The 19,626-nt window shown below is 72.0% G+C and carries 19 protein-coding genes and 1 riboswitch; of the genes, 2 read left to right on the top strand and 17 right to left on the bottom strand.

Going from position 1 to position 19,626, the window contains the following annotated elements; translation table 11 throughout:
- Nucleotides 1-101 precede the first annotated feature (101 nt).
- The 15 genes from ribH to ACZ60M_RS19435 form a co-directional block, all read right to left on the bottom strand.
- On the bottom strand, nucleotides 102-572 hold the full coding sequence (gene ribH / locus ACZ60M_RS19505) for a 6,7-dimethyl-8-ribityllumazine synthase (protein WP_465419979.1): 471 nt from the start codon (nucleotides 570-572) through the stop codon (nucleotides 102-104).
- Nucleotides 572-1,819 (bottom strand): bifunctional 3,4-dihydroxy-2-butanone-4-phosphate synthase/GTP cyclohydrolase II, encoded by a 1,248-nt coding sequence (locus ACZ60M_RS19500; RefSeq protein ID WP_465419977.1) that lies wholly within the window; start codon nucleotides 1,817-1,819, stop codon nucleotides 572-574. Before ACZ60M_RS19500 ends, ribH begins: the two co-directional genes overlap by 1 nt.
- Entirely contained in the window at nucleotides 1,819-2,406 is a 588-nt protein-coding gene (locus ACZ60M_RS19495) for a riboflavin synthase (protein ID WP_465419975.1), read from the bottom strand. Before ACZ60M_RS19495 ends, ACZ60M_RS19500 begins: the two co-directional genes overlap by 1 nt.
- A gap of 90 nt (nucleotides 2,407-2,496) precedes the next feature.
- A riboswitch (FMN riboswitch) is annotated at nucleotides 2,497-2,639 on the bottom strand.
- A gap of 81 nt (nucleotides 2,640-2,720) precedes the next feature.
- Entirely contained in the window at nucleotides 2,721-3,710 is a 990-nt protein-coding gene (locus ACZ60M_RS19490; protein ID WP_465419973.1) for a GGDEF domain-containing response regulator, read from the bottom strand.
- Between the two features lie 7 nt (nucleotides 3,711-3,717).
- Nucleotides 3,718-4,413, bottom strand: a complete 696-nt coding sequence (gene rpe / locus ACZ60M_RS19485) for a ribulose-phosphate 3-epimerase (protein ID WP_465419971.1) — start codon at nucleotides 4,411-4,413, stop codon at nucleotides 3,718-3,720.
- A 226-nt stretch (nucleotides 4,414-4,639) separates the two neighbouring features.
- Nucleotides 4,640-6,013: a glycoside hydrolase family 6 protein gene (locus tag ACZ60M_RS19480; protein WP_465419969.1), complete on the bottom strand. Its 1,374-nt coding sequence runs from the start codon at nucleotides 6,011-6,013 to the stop codon at nucleotides 4,640-4,642.
- Between the two features lie 171 nt (nucleotides 6,014-6,184).
- On the bottom strand, nucleotides 6,185-7,573 hold the full coding sequence (locus ACZ60M_RS19475; protein WP_465419968.1) for an RsmB/NOP family class I SAM-dependent RNA methyltransferase: 1,389 nt from the start codon (nucleotides 7,571-7,573) through the stop codon (nucleotides 6,185-6,187).
- The gene (fmt, locus tag ACZ60M_RS19470) at nucleotides 7,570-8,493 is read right to left on the bottom strand and encodes a methionyl-tRNA formyltransferase (protein WP_465419966.1); all 924 of its coding nucleotides are present in this window, start codon (nucleotides 8,491-8,493) and stop codon (nucleotides 7,570-7,572) included. Before fmt ends, ACZ60M_RS19475 begins: the two co-directional genes overlap by 4 nt.
- Nucleotides 8,490-9,041 carry a peptide deformylase gene (gene def, locus ACZ60M_RS19465; RefSeq protein ID WP_465419983.1) on the bottom strand — a complete coding sequence of 184 codons (552 nt, stop codon included), beginning with the start codon at nucleotides 9,039-9,041 and terminating at the stop codon, nucleotides 8,490-8,492. Before def ends, fmt begins: the two co-directional genes overlap by 4 nt.
- Before the next feature lie 246 nt (nucleotides 9,042-9,287).
- Nucleotides 9,288-10,013 (bottom strand): hypothetical protein, encoded by a 726-nt coding sequence (locus tag ACZ60M_RS19460; RefSeq protein ID WP_465419964.1) that lies wholly within the window; start codon nucleotides 10,011-10,013, stop codon nucleotides 9,288-9,290.
- 2 nt (nucleotides 10,014-10,015) lie between these two features.
- Nucleotides 10,016-10,714: a hypothetical protein gene (locus tag ACZ60M_RS19455; RefSeq protein WP_465419962.1), complete on the bottom strand. Its 699-nt coding sequence runs from the start codon at nucleotides 10,712-10,714 to the stop codon at nucleotides 10,016-10,018.
- Nucleotides 10,715-10,716: 2 nt separating this feature from the next.
- Nucleotides 10,717-11,475, bottom strand: coding sequence for a hypothetical protein (locus ACZ60M_RS19450; protein ID WP_465419960.1), 759 nt, complete (start codon nucleotides 11,473-11,475; stop codon nucleotides 10,717-10,719).
- Between the two features lie 2 nt (nucleotides 11,476-11,477).
- Nucleotides 11,478-12,353: an ATP-binding cassette domain-containing protein gene (locus tag ACZ60M_RS19445; protein WP_465419958.1), complete on the bottom strand. Its 876-nt coding sequence runs from the start codon at nucleotides 12,351-12,353 to the stop codon at nucleotides 11,478-11,480.
- The gene (locus tag ACZ60M_RS19440; RefSeq protein ID WP_270109745.1) at nucleotides 12,350-12,715 is read right to left on the bottom strand and encodes a GntR family transcriptional regulator; all 366 of its coding nucleotides are present in this window, start codon (nucleotides 12,713-12,715) and stop codon (nucleotides 12,350-12,352) included. Before ACZ60M_RS19440 ends, ACZ60M_RS19445 begins: the two co-directional genes overlap by 4 nt.
- Nucleotides 12,716-12,818: 103 nt before the next feature.
- Complete coding sequence (locus ACZ60M_RS19435; RefSeq protein ID WP_465419956.1) at nucleotides 12,819-15,164, bottom strand: AfsR/SARP family transcriptional regulator; 2,346 nt, start codon at nucleotides 15,162-15,164, stop codon at nucleotides 12,819-12,821.
- 132 nt (nucleotides 15,165-15,296) lie between these two features.
- Here ACZ60M_RS19435 and ACZ60M_RS19430 point away from each other — a divergent pair, with 132 nt between their 5' ends.
- A complete protein-coding gene (locus ACZ60M_RS19430; RefSeq protein WP_465419954.1) occupies nucleotides 15,297-16,013 on the top strand; it encodes a hypothetical protein in 717 nt (238 codons plus the stop codon).
- A 50-nt stretch (nucleotides 16,014-16,063) separates the two neighbouring features.
- Here the strand turns inward: ACZ60M_RS19430 and ACZ60M_RS19425 are convergent, their stop codons facing one another.
- Nucleotides 16,064-17,482: a WXG100 family type VII secretion target gene (locus tag ACZ60M_RS19425; RefSeq protein WP_465419952.1), complete on the bottom strand. Its 1,419-nt coding sequence runs from the start codon at nucleotides 17,480-17,482 to the stop codon at nucleotides 16,064-16,066.
- A gap of 8 nt (nucleotides 17,483-17,490) precedes the next feature.
- Nucleotides 17,491-17,817: a hypothetical protein gene (locus ACZ60M_RS19420; protein WP_465419950.1), complete on the bottom strand. Its 327-nt coding sequence runs from the start codon at nucleotides 17,815-17,817 to the stop codon at nucleotides 17,491-17,493.
- Nucleotides 17,818-17,961: 144 nt separating this feature from the next.
- Here ACZ60M_RS19420 and ACZ60M_RS19415 point away from each other — a divergent pair, with 144 nt between their 5' ends.
- The gene (locus tag ACZ60M_RS19415; RefSeq protein ID WP_465419948.1) at nucleotides 17,962-19,626 is read left to right on the top strand and encodes a hypothetical protein; all 1,665 of its coding nucleotides are present in this window, start codon (nucleotides 17,962-17,964) and stop codon (nucleotides 19,624-19,626) included.

The following is a 19,626-nucleotide window of genomic DNA, read 5'->3' as shown; positions in this document are numbered from 1 at the left end:
CCCCCCCCCCCCCCCCCCCCCCCCCCCCCCCCCCCCCCCCCCCCCCCCCCCCCCCCCCCCCCCCCCCCCCCCCCCCCCCCCCCCCCCCCCGCGTCTGCGGACTAGTCGAGCGAGCGGATCGCCAGCGCCGCACCGAGGGCGGCGACGACCGCCTCGTACCCCTTGTCCTCAGTGGAGTCGGGGTACCCGGCGCGGGCGAGGGCCTGCTCCTGGTTGTCGACGGTGAGCACGCCGTGGGCTACGGGGGTCGACTCGTCGAGCGCGACCCGGGTGAGCCCTTCGGTGACGGACTTGCACACGTAGTCGAAGTGCGCGGTGCCGCCGCGGATGACGGTGCCGAGGGCGACCACGGCGTCGTACCTGCGGGCCAGCGCCTGCGCGGCGACCGGGAGCTCGACGGCCCCGGCGACGTGCAGGACCTTGACGTCGGCGACCTTCGCGTCGGCGGCCGCGTCGAGGGCGCGCTTGAGCAGCTGGCCGACGATCTCGGTGTTCCAGTCCGTGGCGACGATGCCGAGGGTGAGCCCGGCGGCGTCGGGGACGTTGATCTCGGGAGCTCCGTGTCCGGCCATCAGGCGACTTCTTCCATTGCGAGGACGGGCGCGGGCAGGTCCGAGAGCAGGTGGCCCATGCGGTCGCGCTTGGTCGTCAGGTAGGCGAGGTTGTCGGGCGTGGCGTAGGTCGGCAGGGCGACCCGGTCGATGACCTCCAGGCCGTGGCCTTCGATCCCGGCGCGCTTGTCCGGGTTGTTGGTCAGCAGCCGCATCGACTTGATGCCGAGGTCTTCGAGGATCTGCGCGCCGATGGCCCAGTCGCGGGCGTCGGCGGGCAGGCCCAGTTCGAGGTTCGCGTCGACGGTGTCGCGGCCCTGGTCCTGGAGCTGGTAGGCCTGGAGCTTGTGCACGAGGCCGATGCCGCGGCCCTCGTGGCCGCGCATGTAGAGCACGACGCCGCGGCCCTCGGCCTCGACGGCGCGGAGCGCGGCCTGCAGCTGGGGGCCGCAGTCGCAGCGCAGCGAGCCGAAGGCGTCGCCCGTGAGGCATTCGGAGTGGACGCGCACGAGCACGTCCTCACCGTTGCCGATGTCGCCCTTGACGAGTGCGACGTGCTCGTTGCCGTCGAAGACGGCGCGGTAGCCGATCGCGGTGAACTCACCGGACTCGAGCGGGAGGCGGGCCTCGGCGAGGCGCTTGACGTGCACCTCGTTGCGCTGGCGCCATTCGGCGAGGTCGGCGACGGTGATGAGGACGAGGTGGTGCTGGTCGGCGAAGGCGCGCAGCTCGGGCAGGCGCATCATCGAGCCGTCGTCGTTGACCATCTCGGAGATGGCGCCGACCGGCTGCTTCCCGGCGAGGCGGGTGAGGTCGACGGCGGCCTCGGTGTGGCCGCGGCGGACGAGGACGCCGCCTTCTTCGGCGCGCAGCGGGACGACGTGGCCGGGCCGGTTGAGGTCGGTCGCGACGGTCTCGGGCGCGGCGAGGACCCGGATGGTCTGGGCGCGGTCGGCGGCCGAGATACCCGTGGTCACGCCTTTGCGGGCGTCGACGGAGACCGCGAACGCGGTGCCCTTGTAGTCCTGGTTGGTGTGGTGGGCCGGGGGCAGGTCGAGCCGGTCGGCGGTGTCCGAGGGCATCGCGACGCAGATGTAGCCGCCGGTGTAGCGCACGGTGAAGGCCAGGAGCTCGGTGGTCGCGTCCTCGGCGGCGAAGAGGATGTCGCCCTCGTTCTCGCGGTCGGTGTCGTCGGCGACGATGACCGGCTTGCCGGCCCTGATCGCGGCGATGGCGTCTTCGATGGAGTCCAGGTGGATCTCGTTCATCACTTGCTCCCGGCGGTCTGGAGGAGTTTTTCGACGTGCTTGGCGACGACGTCGGTCTCGATGTGGACGGGGTCGCCGACCTGTTTGCGGCCCAAGGTGGTCGCGTCGAGCGTGGTGGGGATGAGGCCGACGGAGAACTCGTCGCCGTCGATCCACGCGACGGTGAGCGAGGTGCCGTCGATGGTGATGGAGCCCTTCTCGACCACGTACTTGGCGAGGCCCGCGGGGAGGCGGAAGGTGACTTCCTCCCACTCGGCGGCCGGGGCGCGCTTGACGATCTCGGCGACGCCGTCGACGTGGCCCTGCACGAGGTGCCCGCCGAGGCGGGTGGTGAGGGTGGCGGCGCGTTCGAGGTTGACGCGGTCGCCGACTTCGAGCTTCCCGATGACCGAGCGGCGGTAGGTCTCCTCCATGACGTCGGCGGTGAAGACATCGCCTTCGACGCTCACGACGGTGAGGCAGACGCCGTTGACGCTGATGGAGTCCCCGAGGGCGGCGTCAGAGGTGACTACGGGCCCGCGGACGGCCAGGAACGCTTCACTGACCTTGACGACTTCGCCGAGTTCTTCGACGATTCCGGTGAACACGATTGGAACTCCCTACCTTGCGACTCGAATCTTCGGTACGCAGGCGGGGGCAAGAGAATAGCTCGCAGGGGCCACCAGTGGCCTCCTACGTTGCGTCTGCTCCCATCCGGACTTTAACCGTCGGTCCTGGATTCTCACCAGGTCAACCGTCCGCTGGATGCGGACGGGTCGCGGACTCGCAGGCTTGGCCTGCTCACCGCCGGCTCGGAATTTCACCGACCCCGCTGACGCGCGTGTTTGCTACAAGGAATTGTGCCACGGGGATATTCCGCGGCGAACCCTACTGTGACGCACCCTACTGATCACGGGGCGTCTCAGCGCTCGTTCGTCCAGAAGACGGGACGGCGGTTGGTGCGGCCGGGCGCGCGGCCCTCCTGGAAGGCCACGTAGTTGCCCGGGTGGGACTTGGCGACGCTTTTGAGCGTAGTCGCCTCGGCAACGGCCTCGTAGGCGTCGGCGAAGCGGCGGACGGTGGAGAGCGCGACGCCGGTGGAGAGGGTGGGCAGGCGCGAGCGGGTGAGGCGCCGGGAGGTGCGGTCGGCGTGCTCGATGTAGCCGCGCTCGACGTCGCGCGGCTCGCACAGCTGGCGGACGCGGCGCGCGAAGTGGTCGTTGAGGAAGCCGGTGACGGCCTCCGCGTGCTCGGGCAGGCACAGGATCGTGAAGTCGTCGCCGCCGACGTGGCCGAGGAAGACCGGGGCGGCCCCGGCGTCCCCGGCGGCGGCGTACACGCACTCGGCGAGGGCCCGGATGAACTCGTCCCCGCGCACGAACCCGTACACGTCGTTGACGGCTTTGAACTGGTCGATGTCGATGTAGCACAAGGCGAACGGGTCGCCGCGTTTGATCCAGGACTGGAGTTCGCGGAGGATGCGGTCGTTGCCGGGCATGCCGGTGAGCGGGGAGGACTCGCGGACCTCGCGGTGGCGGCGGATCGCGGAGTCGATGCGGGCCGAGACCTCGGCGGGGTCGAAGGGCTTGGCGATGTAGTCGTCGGCCCCGGCTTTGAGCCCGGCGATCTTGTCGGCCGAGGAGGGCTGGGCGCCCAGGAGGATGATCGGCAGGCTCGCGGTGGCCGGGTCGGCGCGGAGCTGGCGGGTGAGGGCCAGGCCGTCGATGAACGGCAGGTCCGCTTCGAGGAGGACGATGCCGGGGCGGCGGATCGCGATCCCGGCGAGCGCCTGGTAGCCGTCGCGGGCGAGGGCGGTGTCGAAGCCGTCGGCCCTCAGCCGGGCCGCGAGGAACTCGGCGATCTCGGGGTCGGCGTCGCTGATGAGGACCAGTTCGGGGGTGGTGGCGGGCATGTTCGTGTCATCCGGATGATCGCGCCGCGTCGGCGCGGGCGCGCAGGCGCCGGGCCGCGTCGGCGGGGTCGGCCGCGCCGTAGATGGCGGTGCCCGCGACGAACGCGTCGGCTCCCGCTTCGGCTGCGGCGGCGATCGTGTCGTCGGCGATGCCGCCGTCGACCTCGATGCGCAGCTCCAGGTGGCCGGAGTCGGCGTGGGCGCGGGCGGTGCGGACCTTGGCGAGCAGCTCGGGCATGAACGCCTGGCCGCCGAAGCCGGCCTTGATCGTCATGATCAGGAGCGTGTCGAAGGCCGGGAGGATCTCCAGGTAGTCCTCGATCGGGGTGTCGCGGTCGATCGCAAGGCCGGCCTTGGCACCTGCCGCGCGCAAGTCCTTCGCGAGCCGGACGGGATCGTCGGCGGCCTCGGCGTGGAAGGTGACGTTGTAGGCGCCGAGCTCGGCGTAGCCGGGGGCCCAGCGCTCGGGGTCCTCGATCATGAGGTGGCAGTCGAGCGGGATGTCCGTGGCGGCCTTGAGGGACTTGACGATCGGCGGGCCGAGCGTGAGGTTGGGAACGAAGTGGTTGTCCATCACGTCCACGTGGAGCCAGTCGACGGCCCCCTCGACGGCGTCGGCCGCCTCGGCGAGGCGCGCGAAGTCCGCCGCCAGGAGGCTCGGGGCGATGACGGTGTCGGCCTGCGCCGTTCGGAACTGTGCCACACGCACAGTGTAGGTCGCGAAACCGCGACGCAGGCCGGACACCGGGCCCGCTGTGAGATCAGCGCGGAGTGGAATCCGAGTCCATTCGTTCGCTCGCAAGGCGGAGGGGCCTCTGCATACCGGTGTTGTATGCAGAGACCCCGACAACGCAGCGAGCGGGCGAATGGGCCGGATTCCGCCTGTGCTGGTCTCACAGCGGGCCCGAAGTGCCGGTTGTGATGTCAGATCAGCAGGGGACGTCCATATCGGCTGGCGAGCCGGAGGCGACGAAGCCGAACAGCTCCTTGGTCTGGCCCGCTGCGACGGCGGCGTTCCAGCCGACGTCCTTGGCGGTGACGCTGGCCCCGGACGTGGTCAGCGTCGTGTTCCAGCTGCTGGTGACCGCCTGACCCGAGGGCCAGGTCCACTGCACGGTCCAGCCGTTGACGGCCTGGGCGGAGGTCATGGAGACCTTGCCCTGCCAGCCGCCGTTCCAGGAGCTGACGACGTCGATGTGGACAGTGCAGGTGCCGACGGGGCCGCCGGTGGTGGGGTTGGCGGTCGGGCTCGTCGGCGCAGTTGTGGTCGGCGTAGTCACCGGGTCGGTCGGCTCGACCTGGCCGGGCCAGCCGCTGCCCGCGTTGTTGGCGAGCTGGTAGGCCAGGTCGGGGATGAACTGGCCCGCCGATCCGGCGCAGCCGTCGGCCTCGCCGGGGAGCTTGACCCACAGGTACGCGTCGATGCCCGAGACACCGGTCGCGGTCGTCGGGAACTTGCCGATCGCGCGGCCGGGCGGGTCGCACCAGTCGTTGGGGTTGGGCGGGCTCAGCGGACCGTTGCCGTTGCGGCTGGTGTCGATGACCACGCCCTTGTCGGACCCGACGATGCCGCGGACCTGCTGGGCGTAGGCGGTGGCCTCATCCGTGGTGCGGTAGTTGGAGACGTTGAGCGAGAAGCCGTCGGCGTACTGGATGCCGGCGGCCTGGAGGCGCTTGCCGGCCTCGGCGGCCGTCAGCCAGGCCGAGTTCCCGGCGTCGAGGTAGACCTTCGCGGCCGGGTCGGCGGCGTTGAGCTTCTGTGCCGCGTAGGCGAGCGAGGCGTTGATCTCGGCGCGCTGCGAGGTGGTGTGGCAGTCCTGCGCGAGCACGTCGGGTTCGATGATGATGTACGCGGGCCCGTCGATCTCGTTCGCGATCTGGTCGATCCAGCCGCGGTAGGACGCGTGGTCGGGCGCGCCGCCGCCGGAGTGGCCGCCGCAGTCGCGGTTGGGGATGCCGTAGACCACCATCGTCGGGGCGGCCCCGGAGGCGGCGGCGCCGTCGACGACGGCCGCGACCTGCGCGGCGATGCCTCCGGTGGGGGCGTACTGGGTGAACCAGGTGCCCGCCGGGGTCTCGGCGATCCGGTCGCGGATCATGGCCGTGCGCGAGTCGTTCGGGTTCTGGGAGACCCAGCGGGCGGCCCCCGTATTGGGGTTCGTCCACAGTGCTTGTGCCTGTGCGGTGACCTGGTCCTCCTGCGCGCCCGCGGTGGGGCTGAGCATGAGGCCCGCGCTGAGCGCGGCGGCAACGGCGGTGGCCGCTCCCGCGACGATCGCCGCGAGGCGCTGTCGTCGTTTCATCTGGTGCTCCTAGGGTTAGTCGTGCCGGTCAACCCAGGGGAATATTTACCCCTATCAATGCATGGTAGCGCTTCCAATCATCTGACTTTCGCTGCCCCACCCGAAAAAAACAGGCCCCCTCCCGCGACCGGTTCGCACCGGGACGCGGCAGGAGGCCTGCGAGCTGGAGTGTTATCGGTTGCCGGTCTTGCGAAGCAGCGCAAGGAACATCGCGTCGGTACCGTGGCGGTGCGGCCACAGCTGCACGAAGTCGCCGCGCGCCGAACCGGGCACCTTCTCGAGGAGCCAATCAGGACGGACGAGCTCCGCTCCCCCGGCCTTGAGCACCGACTCGACGACCTCTTCGGTCTCAGGCGTAACCGGCGAGCAGGTCACGTACGCGACGATCCCTCCCGGCCGCGCCAGGCGCAGACCCGAGGCCAGCAGTTCGCGCTGCAGCGGCACCAGGTCGTCGATGTCGCTGCGCTGCTTGCGCCAGCGCGCCTCCGGGCGGCGGCGCAGCGCGCCGAGCCCCGAGCACGGGGCGTCCACGAGCACCCGGTCGGCCGAGTTCGCCTCACCGTAGGTGCGGCCGTCGCCGGTGTGGACGGTGACGGGCAGGCCGCGCGCGGCCTTGGAGACGAGCTCGGCGCGGTGCGGCTGGATCTCGACCGCGTCCAGGCGGGCTTCCCGCTGCGCCGCAAGGGCACCGAGGAGGCCGGTCTTGCCGCCGGGACCGGCGCACAGGTCGATCCAGGCCGTGTCCGGGCCTTCGAGCGGGGCCTCGGCGAGCTGGACGGCCACGAGCTGGCTGCCTTCGTCCTGGACGTGCGCGAGCCCGGTGGCGACGGCCCGGACGCGGCCCGGGTCGCCGCTCGGCAGGTACACCGCGTACGGGGACCACTGGCCGTGCTCGCCGCCGCGCGTCTCGCGCGACAGGTCGCCCTTGGTGATGCGGCCCGGCTTGGCGCACAGGTGGACCGGCGGGGCGACGTTGTCCGCCGCCAGCGCGGGCGGCAGCTCGTCGGGGCCGACGACGGCCTCGAACTCGGCGGCGATCCACTGCGGGTGGGCGTAGCGCAGCGAGAGGTCGTGGAGGCGGTCGCCGGTGGCGAGCTCCGCGGTCCACTCGTCGAGGTCTTTCGCGGCGACCTTGCGCAGCACGGCGTTCGCGAGTCCGGAGACGCGCGGGGTGACGGCGGCCTTGACGAGGCTGACGGTGGTGGCGACGGCCGCGTGCGGCGGGACGCGCATGTACAGGAGCTGGTAGGCGCCCAGGCAGAGGGCGTCGACGAGGTCCTGCTGGAGCTGGCGCACGTCGCGGCCGGAGGCGGCGGCGAGGATCGCTTCGAGGGTGCCGAGGCTGCGGAGGGTGCCGTAGGTGAGCTCGGTGGCGAGCGCGGCGTCGCGGCCGGTGTTGTCGGTCTCGGCGAGCATGCGCGGGAGCACGAGGTTGGCGTAGGCGTTGTCGGCGGTGACGGCGCTGATGGCGTCGAACGCGACGCGGCGCGGGTTCACCTTCGGGCGGTCGGTCTCCTCGCCGCTCACGCGGGTGCTGCGTCGTTTCTTCTTGTCGCTCATGCGAACACCGGGCTCTCGGTCTGGAGGCCGCGGCCCCATGCGGCGGCGTCCATGGGCTTCTTCCCGGCGGGCTGGACCTGGTCGAGGAGGACCGGGTCGCTGGCGGTGCCGACGTGGACGGTTTTCTTGGTGAGGGCGATCTGGCCGGGGGCGAGGCGCGGGCCCTCGGGGTCGGGGCGGACGGGGCCGAGGCGCAGGCGCTGGCCTTCGAACTCGGTCCAGGCCCCGGGGGCGGGGGTGACGGCGCGGATGCGGCGGTCGACGGCGAAGGCCGGGTCGCTCCAGCGGACGCGGGCGTCGTCGACGGTGATCTTGGGGGCGTAGGAGACGCCGTCTTCGGGCTGCGGTTCGCCGTAGATCGTGCCGGCCTCGAGGGCGTTGACGACGTCGACGGTGAGGCGGGCCCCGGCGACGGCGAGGCGGCCGAGGAGGTCCCCGGAGGTGTCGGTGGGTTCGACGGGTTCTGTGAGGCGGCCGTAGACCGGGCCGGTGTCGAGGCCCGCTTCGAGCTGGAAGACGCACGCGCCGGTCATCTCGTCGCCGTTGAGGACGGCGTGCTGCACGGGGGCGGCGCCGCGCCAGGCGGGCAGGAGCGAGAAGTGGAGGTTGATCCAGCCCAGGCGCGGGATCTCCAGGGCGGCGGGCGGCACGAGCGCGCCGTAGGCGACGACGGGGACGAGGTCGGCGTCGAGTTCGCGCAGGCGGTCGAGGAACTCGGGTTCGCGCGGTTTCGCGGGGGTGAGCACTTCGACGCCGTGCTCGTCGGCCCAGGCGGCGACGGGCGAGCGGGAGACCTTGCGGCCGCGGCCGGTGCGCGCGTCGGGGCGGGTCAGGACGGCGACGACCTCGTGGTCGGACGCGTGGAGGGCCTCGAGGGTCGGCAGTGCGACCTCCGGGGTCCCGGCGAAGACGATCCTCATCGCTTGAAGAACACACCCTTGGAGTCGTGGGGGGTGACTTTCACTTTGACGTCTTCGTTGTACCAGTCCTGGGCCTGGATCTCGGTGAGCGCGGCTTTGCGGCGCTCGGAGTCGAGGCGGTCGATGAAGATGATGCCGTCGAGGTGGTCGGTCTCGTGCTGGAGGCAGCGGGCCATGAGGCCGGTGCCGACGATCTGGAGGGGGTCGCCGTATTCGTTGAAGCCCTTGGCGACGACGTTCTGGCGGCGCACGGTGTCGAAGTAGAGGCCGGGGAGGGAGAGGCACCCTTCGGGGCCGTCCTGCTCCTCTTCGTCGGGGAATTCGAGCACGGGGTTGACGATGTGGCCGATGACGTCGTCGACGTCGAAGGAGAACACGCGCTTGCTGACCCCGAGCTGCGGGGCGGCGAGCCCGGCGCCGCCTTCGTCGCGCATGGTGTCGAGCAGGTCCTTCACGAGGCCCCGCAGTTCCTTGTCGAAGGTGTCGACTTCCTCGGCCGCGGTGCGCAGGACCGGGTCGCCGAAGATGCGGATGGGCTGGATCGACAATGTGCTGACCTTCCGATGCGTGTACTGGCCGTCCACCAGTGTCCCACCCGCCGGGGGCTGTTCGTGCGCGGTCGGCGGCGGGTGTGGTGCGGGCCTGAGCCCGCGGGCCCGGACGGGGCCTGCGGCGGCGCGGGTCTCGGCGGTCCGTTCGGCGGCGAGCACGAGCCCGGCGACGAGGCTGGCGGTGGTGCACAGGAGGAGCACGACCAGGGGGAGCGGCACGGCGGCGTTGAGGAGTGCCATGGTTCAGGCCTGCTTCGGCCGCATCGGGGCGCGCGCGAGGAGGGCCCAGGCGAGGAGTGCGAACCCGAGCGCGAGCACGGAGTCGAGGTAGGGCCGGAACATATAGAGGTCGATCAGGGGGTATTGGAAGACGGAGCCGTCGGCGCTGCCGTTCTCCAGTCCGAAGAGGTTCATCGCCGCGAAGTAGGCGAGCTGGCGGTAGAAGACGGCGGAGACCAGGACCGCGCAGACGACCGCGCCGAGCCAGCGGCTGGCGGACCGGAGCATGACCGCTCCGGTGGCGGTGCCGAGCGCGAAGTAGAGGGCGGGGATGACGGTCGATTCGAGCGGGGTGAGTCCGTAGAACCCGACGTTGACGCCTTCGACCTGGTACGGGGAGAGGCCGAGGGCGAGGATCGCCAGTTGGGTGAGCGCCGCCGTGGCCAGGACGGTGGCGGCGCCGAACAGCGCGAAGCTGGCCAGGAACTCCTTGCGGGTCATGCCGTTGGTGATCGCGGTCGGGTAGGCGCGGGCGAGGCGGAGCCAGCCGATGGCGATCATCGCGATGGGGATGGCCTGGATGACGCCGTAGGACATCTCGGAGTCGCCGCCGAGGGTGGCCCGCAGGACCGCTGAGGCGACGGCGAGCCCGATGAACGCGGCGACGAGGGCCAGGCCGAAGGTCTTCGAGGTCTCGATCGCGAGGACGACGGCGAATCGGTACTTGCGTTGGGCGAGAACGTGGGTCATGGTCAGGCCTGCTTTGCTCTGATGGGGATCGACCGGAGGGACAGGGTCACGATGGCGACGAGTACGGCGAGGAACGCGAGACCGGTGGCGAGCCAGGCCGCGAAGGCCCAGGTCCCGGCCTCCACGCCGTAGTCGAAGAACTCGATGGAGAGGGTCCCGGCGAAAACGAGCGCGGGGAACAGGAGGAAGACCGTGGTGAGGAACGCGGCTTCCTTGCTGATGCGGAGCGCGACCGCGACGACGGCGGCTCCGCCGAAGAAGTAGACCGGGCTGACCAGCAGGTACCTCGCGCCCTTGCCGAGGGCTTCGCCCCAGGTGCCGACCGGTTCGGCGACCAGGGCGAGCATCGCGTGCTCGGCGGCGAATCCGGCGACGGCCAGGAGGCCGAGGCCGATGGAGGCCAGGGCGCCGAACACGAGGTAGGCGACCGTGACTTCTCTGCGGGTGAGCCCGTTGGCGATGTAGCCGGGCAGGGTGGCGAAGAGCCACATGCCGGCGGTGGCGGCGGCGAACCACTGGAGGACCGAGATCGCCGCACCCCAGAGGGTCACGTCGCTGTCGGGCCAGATGAGGGCCGCGGCGGGCGTGCCGATGACGGCGAGGGCGATCGCGGCGATGATCCAGTAGCGCAGCCAGTGCACCGATGCGGTGAAAAGGCGTCGTCCGAGACGGTAGCGGCGTTTGGCGAGAACGTCGGTCATGGTCAGGCCTTCTTTGCGCGGAGCGGGATGTCGATGAGGATGCGGTGGGCGGCGAAGGCGAGGACGGCGGCGGCGAGGACGAGCCCGGCGAGGACCGGGACGCGGCCCCAGTCGTCCATGAACCGCTCGAAGACGCCCGCCCAGGACGGGCCGAACGGCTCGGAGTTGTAGAGCGCGTTGTCGAGGCTGAACACGACCGGCAGGATCGGGACCAGCAGGAGCCAGCCGGTGCTCTCCCAACGGTAGGAGGCGGCGCCGATGACGGCTCCGGCGGCGAAGTAGACGAGGTAGATCAGCGGGTAGACGGCGGCGAACGCGGCGGTCTCGCCCCAGGAGCCGATCGCGGTGACCGCGCCGTTCGCGTCGACGCCCTGGGTCCAGTCCATCGCACCGTAGTAGGCGCGCTCGATGAGGAGCCCGGCGAAGACGGCCGCGCCGATCGCGGCCGACCACAGGAGACCGAAGACGCCCATGGAGACGCTGAGTTCGCGGCGGGTCATGCCCGCGGCGATCATGCTTGGCACCAGGGCGAAGAGGAACCCGCCGCCGACGAACGCGGTGAACCACTTGGCGACGTTGGCGGTGTAGAACCAGGTCGAGAGGTCGATGTCGTTGTACTGCGAGAGCGCGAGCGGCCCGAGGAAGGCGATGAGGACGGCCGCGATGATCCAGTACTTGAAGTACTTCAGGCCCTCCCAGGTGAAGCCGGCGCCGAGGGCGTACCGGCGGCCCGGGAGCGTGAGGTTCTGGAGGGTGGACACGGTCAGGCTCCGTTCCGGCTCGGTTCGGTGAGGTGGATGAAGAGGTCCTGGAGGCCGACGGGGCCGATCTCGAGTCCGGCCGCGGCGGCGCGCTCGCGCACTCCGGGCGCGACGGCGGCGACGGTGAGGCTCTTGGTGCCGCCGAGCTGCTGCTCGGCGAGGATCTCCAGGCCCGCGGCGACTTCGTCGACGGCGGCGGCGGGGCCGGTGAGGGTGGCGCCCATGCCCTGGAACACCTCGAGCTCCTCGTGGCGCAGGATGCGTCCCCTGTCGACGATGACGACCTCTTCGAGGTAGTTGGCGACCTCGTCGATGAGGTGGGTGGAGAGGATGACGGTGTGGGGCCGGTCCATGTACTCGGCCAGGAGCTCCTTGTAGAACGCGTCCCGGGTGGGGGCGTCCATGCCCAGGTGGACCTCGTCGAACATGGTGAGCTCGGCGCGGGCGGCAAGGCCGCAGACGGCGGCGAGGACGGAGCGCTTGCCGCGGGAGAGCTCGCGGATGCGCTTCTTGAGCGGCAGCTCGAACCGGTCGGCGAGCTTGAGGGCGTACGCGGTGTCGAAGCCGGGCCGGATCTGGCCGGTCTCGATGGCGGCCTTGACGGAGTCGGAGTCGTCGAAGTCGCCGCCTTCGCGGACGAGGGCGACGCGCGAGACGATCCCGGCGTTCTCCCACACCGGTTCGCCGCCGACGAGGATCTCGCCGCTGGTGGGCTTGCGGAAGGCGGCGAGGAGGCTGAGGAGGCTGGTCTTGCCCGCGCCGTTGCGGCCGAGCAGGCCGTAGATCTTGCCTGCTTCGAGTTCGAGGTTGACGTCGGCGAGCGCGTCGGTGTCGCGGTACTTCAGCGTGACGTCGCGGAGGGTGGCGGAGAAGCTCATTTGCGGGCGCCTTCCTGTGCTTCGAGGTAGTCGATGATGTCGGTCAGGGTGATGCCGGCCTGGCGGGCCTCTTGGACGAGGGGGGCGAGCACGCGCTCGAAGAACCGCTCGCGGAAGTCGGCGGCGAGCCGCTCGCGGGCGTCCTCGGCGACGAACATGCCGACACCGCGCTGCTTGTAGAGGACGCCTTCGTCGACCAGCTCCCGGAACGCCTTCTGCGCGGTGGCCGGGTTGATCTGGTAGAAGGCGGCGTACTGGTTGGTCGACATGACCTTGCCTCCCGGTTCAAGCGAGCCGTTCATGATCTCGGCCTTGATCTGATCGGCGATCTGCCGATAGATCGGTGTGCCGTCATCGAACATCTCGCCTCCTTCGGTCTAGTGCGAATCGGTTCGTTGGTTCAGAGGTTCATTACTTGACTAATGAACCATAGCACGACTGCGCCCATGCGTGTCAACCCGAGATCTACCGGGGTGCGACCGGGAGGGAGGCGAGGCGGGCGCGGAGGGTCGCGGCCTCGCGGTCGCGTCCGGCCGCGGCGGCGCGGGCGTAGGTCGCGAACCCGCGCGTCCAGGTGCGGCCGTCGCGCTCGGCGAATGCGGCGGCGCGGTCGGCGCAGGTCCGGGCGGCGCCCGCGTCGCCGAGGGCGCGGTGCGCGATCCCCAAGTAGCCCAGGGAGACCGCCTGCTCGAACGCCTCGCCGCGCCGCTCAGCCGCGGCCAGCGCGGCGGTCTGGACCATCAAGAGCTCTGTGGGAAGGCCGAGCGAGCGTTCGGCGAGGAGCCAGCCGAGCTGCCAGACCCGCAGGTCGGTCCCGAACCCGGCGTCGGTCCGCAGGAGCCCGCGCAGGACCGCGTGCTCGGCGGAGAACCAGGCGGGGGCGTCCGCGACGGGTTCGGCGAACACGCCGGGGGCGGGTGAACCGGGGTCGAAGCGGTGCGCGGCGTGCCGGTCGGCGCGGCGGGCGGCGAACAGGTAGTGCTCGACCATCCGCAGTGCCGCGGCGCGGCGCTCCACTTCGAGCACTTCGTCGACCAGGCACTCGGCGGCGTAATCGCGCATCAGGCCGTGCACGCCGTAGCGGCCGCCCGGGAACCGGTCGACCAGGTTGATCTCGGCGAGCGCGGCCAGCGCGGCGCGGGCCTCGGCGAGCGGCGCGCCCATGAGGCTCGCGAGGGCGGCCGGGGTGAGCGAGGGCCCGGGGTGGAGCGCGAAGAGGCAGAACGCGAGCGCGTCCCGCTCCCCCAGCAGCTGGTAGGAGCTGTCGAAGACCGCGCGCGGGTCGGCGGCGTAGTCGGTGGAGGCGAGCACGTTCAGGAGGTTCCCGGTGCTGGCGAGCCGGTCGGCGAGGGAGTCCAGGGCGATCGCGGGGTCGGCGGCCGACCAGGACCCGACGAGGGTGAGCGCCAGCGGGAGCCGCCCGCAGGCGGCGGCGATGCGGCCCACGGCGGCCCGGTCGTCGGCGGCGCGCTCGGGGCCGAGCCGCCGCGCCAGCAGCGCCTCGGCGTCGGCTTCGGAGAGCGGGCCGAGGGGCACGACCTCAGCGCCTTCGCTCATGTCGAGGCCGGTGAGCCGGTCGCGGCTGGTCACGATCGTGAACGAGCCGGGCGCGGTGGTCAGGAGCGGGCGAACGTGGGCGGCGTCGCGGGCGTTGTCGAGGACGATGAGGACGCGCCGCTGGGCGAGGATCGTGCGGTAGAGGCCGGCGCGTTCGTCGAGGCCGGAGGGGAGGCGTTCGGCCGGGACGCCGAGCGCGGTGAGCGCTTCGCCGAGTACCTCTTCGGGGCGGGCGCCGGGTGCGGACGGGTCGAAGCCGCGCAGGTTGAAGTACAGCTGCCCGTCGGGGAAGCGGTGGGCGACGCGGTGCGCCCACGAGACGGCGAGCGCGGTCTTGCCGACCCCGCCCATACCGGTGACGGCCGCGAGCCCGGCTTCGGCGCCGGCGTCCATGAGGAACCGGTCGAGGGCGCCGATCTCGTTCTCGCGGCCGGTGAAGCGGCGCGTGGTGCGCGGCAGCATCGCCGGGACGGCGGCGGCGACCGGCTCGGCCGGTTCGGGCGGGGCGGGTGCGGCGGGCTGGTCGCGCAGGATCGCGGTGTGGAGGTCGACGAGTTCGCGGTTGGGGTCGGCACCGAGGGTGTCGGCGAGCCGTTCCTTCAACGCGGCGAACGCGTCCAGGGCCTCGGCGGTGCGCCCGCACGCGTGCAGGGCCCGCATGAGCAGGCCGACGAGGCGCTGGCGGGAGTCGTGGACGGCGAGGACCTGCCGCAGCTCCTCGACGGCGGCCGGGGCGCGCCCGGAGTCGATGTCGGCGTCGATGCGCTGTTCGAGGAGGGTGAGCCGGTACTCGTCGAGGCGGCGGCCGATGGCCCCGGCGGCGCGGCCGGGCAGGTCGGCGAGCGCGGGGCCGCGCCATTCGGCGAGGGCTTCGCGCAGGACCGCGGCGGCGGCGTCGCTCTCGCCTTCGCGGCGGAGCGTGCGCGCCTGGTGCTCGAGCGCCTTGCAGCGCAACGTGTCCAGTTCGGTCTCGGCGATGCGGAAGCGGTAGGCGCGGCCGACGGTCTCGATGCGGTCGCGGGCGGAACCGAGCTGGCGGCGCAGGACGCCGATGGTGTTCTGGATCTGCGCTTCGGGATCGAGCGGGAAGTCGTCGCCGTAGACGCCGGAGACGAGGCCGCTCATGGGGATCACGCGGCCGGCGTCGTCGAGCAGCAGCGCGAGGATCGTGGTGGCGTTGCCTCGCGGGAAGGACGCGGGACGGCCGTCGACGCGGACTTCGAGGGGTCCGAGCAGGCGCACGTCGAGGGTCATGGCGTCGTCGCTTTCAGCACCGCGGTCGGGGGAACTCCAGTGTCCCACAAAGGTGTGACACCGGTACCACCGTGAGGCATGGCGATTCGAGGGCGGATTCGTGGCGGCCGGGGCGAGGATGCGGGCAACGACATGGAACGAGCCGAGGAGGGTCCCCGCATGGACCGGATCGCCATCCCTGAGGACTACGAGGACCGCCTGCGGGCGGCGTACACCGCGGCCGAGCGGCTGCCCGAGGGGCCGGTGCGCGACAACGCGCTGCGGGCCCTGGCCGGGGCGCCGACGCGCGAGCAGTACGCGGACGCGCAGCAGGCCGCCGCGAAGGCGGGCGCGCTGGCGGCGGGGCTGATGACCGCCGGGTTCGACGGCACCGACCCGGGCCGGGTGGTCTGGCTGCGGCTGGACTACACGGGGCGGCTCGGTTCGCTCGCGTTGAGCCCCACAGTGGACCGGATGAGCGGCCGGGCCGTCGCGAAGGCGGTGCAGACCGCTTGGGACGCCGCCGAAGCGGCCCGGGCCGAGCACGTGATGCGGGCCGAGCGCACCGCCGCCGACCTGCTCGCGCGCTGCCAGGCGGACGCACGCTCGGCGGACCTGAGGGAGTGGATCGAGCGCTCCCCCGAGCGGTTCACGAGCGAGGCCACCGACGACGACCTGTGCGAGGCGGAGGTGACCTTCGCGGGGCGGCTGACCGCGTTCCGGTTCCTGGTGCCGAATGCGACCGTGGACAGCGACCACGAGACGCTCTCGGCGGCGGTGTCGGCGGCGATCGGGCTGGCGCAGCGGCAGGCCTCTGCTCGGCTGACGGCGCTGTTCGAGGCCACGTCCCGGTTAAGCGAGACCCGTTAGGACGCAAAAGGAACGGCCCGTCGCCGACGGGCCGTTCCATGGCGGGTTCCCTAGGGTTTGCCTGGGCCCGGCAGGTCGAAGCCGGGGATGGTGAACGGGGGGTCGTCCAGGGCCGGGAGCGGCGGCAGCTCGGGGCGCTTCGGCTGCTCCTCCTGGTAGTCGACGTACGGGTTGCCCTCGTCGGTGCCGATCCCCCACACGTCGTCCTCCGGGTCCTCGGTCAGGAACGACTCGCGCTCGAACTCCTCGTCGGGGTTCGCGGCCCCGCGCGCACCGGGCGCGCCGACCAGGCCGCTGCCGACGCCGGACCTGCCTCCCGTCCCGGGCGCTCCGGTGGGGGCGGCGCCGCCGGGCGCGGTGACGAGGCCGGCGCCACCGGCCGTGCCGCCGGTCGTGCCCGTCGGGACGTCAGGCGAGCCGAGCCCGCCGCCGAGGCCGCCGCCACCGCCGGAAGCGAGGCCGCCCGAAGGCGTCTCGGGGTTCTCCAGCTCAGACGGCTTCCACGGGTCGCCCAGGTCGGGGCTGGTGGGGACGTACGGGTCGGCATTGAAGTCGGGGACCTCGGGACGGACCGGGTTCGTCGGGTCGTAACCGGGGATCTCGCCGGGTTGCGGCACTTCGGGTTGCGGGACGTCAGGCTGCCCCGGCTGCTGCTCGTCGGGCTGCTCGTTCCCGGGCCGGTCCTGGTCCTGGTTCTGATCCTCTTTGTCCTTGTCGGCGTCCTTGTCCTCGTCTTCCTTGTCCTTCCCGTCCTTGTCCTTGTCGGAATCCTTGTCCTTGTCCTTGTCGTTCTGGTCCTTCTCGTCCTTGCCCGAGTCCTTGCCGGTGTCCTTGTCGGCCTTGACGTCCGCGCGCCGGTCCTCCTTCTCGGCCCTGCCGTCGACGGGCTCGTCCGGCGGTGGCGGCGGGCAGATGGTGGGCCCGGGTCCCTTGTCCTCCAAGGGCTCCAGCGCCTCACCGGCGGCGGTCAGGGCCGTCCCGGTCGCCACGTCGGTCACGGTCAGCACCGCCAGCCCGGTCGTGAGCAGCGTCGTGCCCTCGTCCGCGCGGGCCTGGAACATCGCCTGCAGGACCGGCCCGAACGGCCCGGCCGCCGCGATCGCCGCCCAGTGGACGGCCCCCAGCTCCACCTTCGGCGCGGGCTGCACGACGAACCCGGCGCCCTTGTAGGCCGCGTCAGTGGCCTTCAACTGCTCCACCTGCGAGACCATCGCCGAACCGCCCGTGCTCAGCAGCTCCGAGGCCTCCCCGACCTTCGAGACGACCTCGTCAACATGCTCGTCCACAATGGTCACGTCGTCGTTGAACGCGGTGTTCGCCTTGTCCTGCCAGCCGTCGTTGATCTCGGTGACCTTGGTGTCGTACTCGGCGCGGTGGTCGGTCAGGTCGATCCCGGCCGCGCCCATCTCCGAGGCGCAGTCGACGAACGCGGTCGGGTCGGCGGCCAGCGCCTCCTCGTATGCGGGCATGGCTCCTCCTATTGCTCGCGGCGGACGGGGATGCGGCGTTCGAGCGCGCTGAACCTGCCGCCCACCTCCTGGTCGCACGATTCGAGCTCGTCGGCGCTGGTGGTCACCTGCGCGCCCTGCCACTGGACGCGGCGTTCGACCCCGGCGGTGACCTCGTCGAACTTCCCGTGCCAGCGCACCCCGGCGTCGCCGGTGACGAACCCGCCGTTGCCGGACGCGGCCGACTCGGCGGGCGCCTGCACCCGGTCGGAGGCCAGCTTGGCCTTCGGCGCGAGCGCCTGCAGGTCGCCGCCGCCGCCGCGCACCTGCTCCACTTCCATGTACACCTCGTCCACGCTGTCCTCCTTCACTCTTGCGCTCCCTGCAATGTGCACCAGGGCGCCACGGACCCGCCCTTTCCCGGCTAGAGCGAAGTCATGGCGAATCCGGGGCGGACCGGTCTTCCATGGGACGCACCAGGAACCATGGAGGTGCACGGCATGAGCGACGAGGGACTGATCGAGGGCTCGGCCCCCAGCGGCGACTCGGGGTCGGAGTTCGTCACGGTCTTCGAAGCCGATTCGGGCGCGACCGCCTACGACGGCGCGAGCCTCGTCTACGAGGACGCCACCGCCTACGAGACCACCAGTTACAGCGCGATGGAGACGGCCACCGCGAGCTCCACCATCGCGTTCGGCGACACCGCCGACCTGGAGACGGCCGGGGCCGAGCGCGCCGGCTGCACTGCGGGCGCCTGCCCGCACCCGGTCGCGCACCCGGCCGAGACCGACTGGGAGCAGCTGGCTTCGGCCGTCCCGGTCGAGGGCCAGCTGGGCCGGTTCAAGCCGTTCTGCGAGGGCATGTCCTACCCGACGGAGGACGACTTCCGGGCGGCGGTGAGCGCGGTGCGCCCGATCGACCCCGACTCGTTCTCGCTGCAGCGCTTGCGCACCGGCTGGAACGAGGAGGTCGCGGCCGTCATCGGCGAGTGGCCCGCCCGCCTCAAGACGCAGCTGACGGCGCTCTCGACCGGTTGGGCCGGAACGGACTTCGACGCGTTCGCCGACCAGACCGACCAGGCCCGCGCCCTCCTGGAGGGCGTCCTCGACGACGTCGAGGCGGCCGCGCAGGAGCTCAAGCACCGCGAAGAGGCGATCTACACGCTCCAGGGCGGCGACTCCGGCGAGATCCCCTACCCGGCGCCGCTGGTCGGCGCGGACGGCGAGTGGACGAACCTGGTCGCGATCCACGTGCGGCCCGCGTGGTGGCACGGCGACTGCATCCAGATGACCTGCGAGGAGGCCGAGAAGGCGCTCGAGCTGGGCGGGGCCGATCCGGCGCTGGCGGCGGAGGTCCGCGCGTTCATCGAGCAGAAGGCGGGCGAGACCGTCGCTACTGTGGTCGGTGCGGTTCCTTCCGACGCGCGCGTGGCGGCGGGCGAGGAGGCGAAGTCGGGCTTCGGTTCGCGTATCGATGCCGAGCTGGCGGCGTACACCGAGCGGCAGGCGGCGATCGACGAGTCGATCGGCGAGAAGCGCACGGGCCAGAGCGAGCAGCTGGGTTCGCTGCAGACTTCGGGCGCGGACCGGCCGTACCCGGACAGTGCGGACGCGGCCTATATGGACCTCGAACCGCCGGTGATGGAGCAGCCCGCGCCGCCGGTGGCGCCGCAGACGACGCAGGACCCGACGCCGGTGCCGCCCGGCGGGGACGGCTCGGTCGCCGCGACCGAGACGGCATCCGAGGCCGCCGCCGACCCCTGGGAGGAAGCGGCGGCGGCCGAGGAGGTCTCGGGCGGCCTGGCGAGCGGCGGTGGCGGCGGGTTCGGCGGGGGCTTCGGCGGCGGCGCCGGTGCCGTTCCGGGATCGGTGCCGGTGACGACCGGCGGCGCGGGCCCCGGGGGCGGGTTCGGGCCGACGATGCCGGGCTCGTTCGGCACGGCCGCGACGGCGGGCGCGGCCCCGTCGGGCGGAGCGGGCGGCGGCGCGGGCGGGTCGAGGACCGCGATGGTCAGCGGTGCGCCGCAGCAGCAGCAACAGGCGGCCGAGGCCCGCAAGAAGGGCAAGTCCGATGAGGACGACGAGGCGGAGGACGAGGACCTCCGCTTCCGTGAGACCGACTTCGCCTGGGGCTACGTCAAGCCCGGCGACGACCCCTACAGCTAG

It is taken from the genome of Glycomyces sp. NPDC050141 (assembly GCF_055586545.1).
The sequence above is the reverse complement of the archived record's forward strand: the minus strand, read 5'-3'. Positions and strand labels throughout refer to the sequence as shown.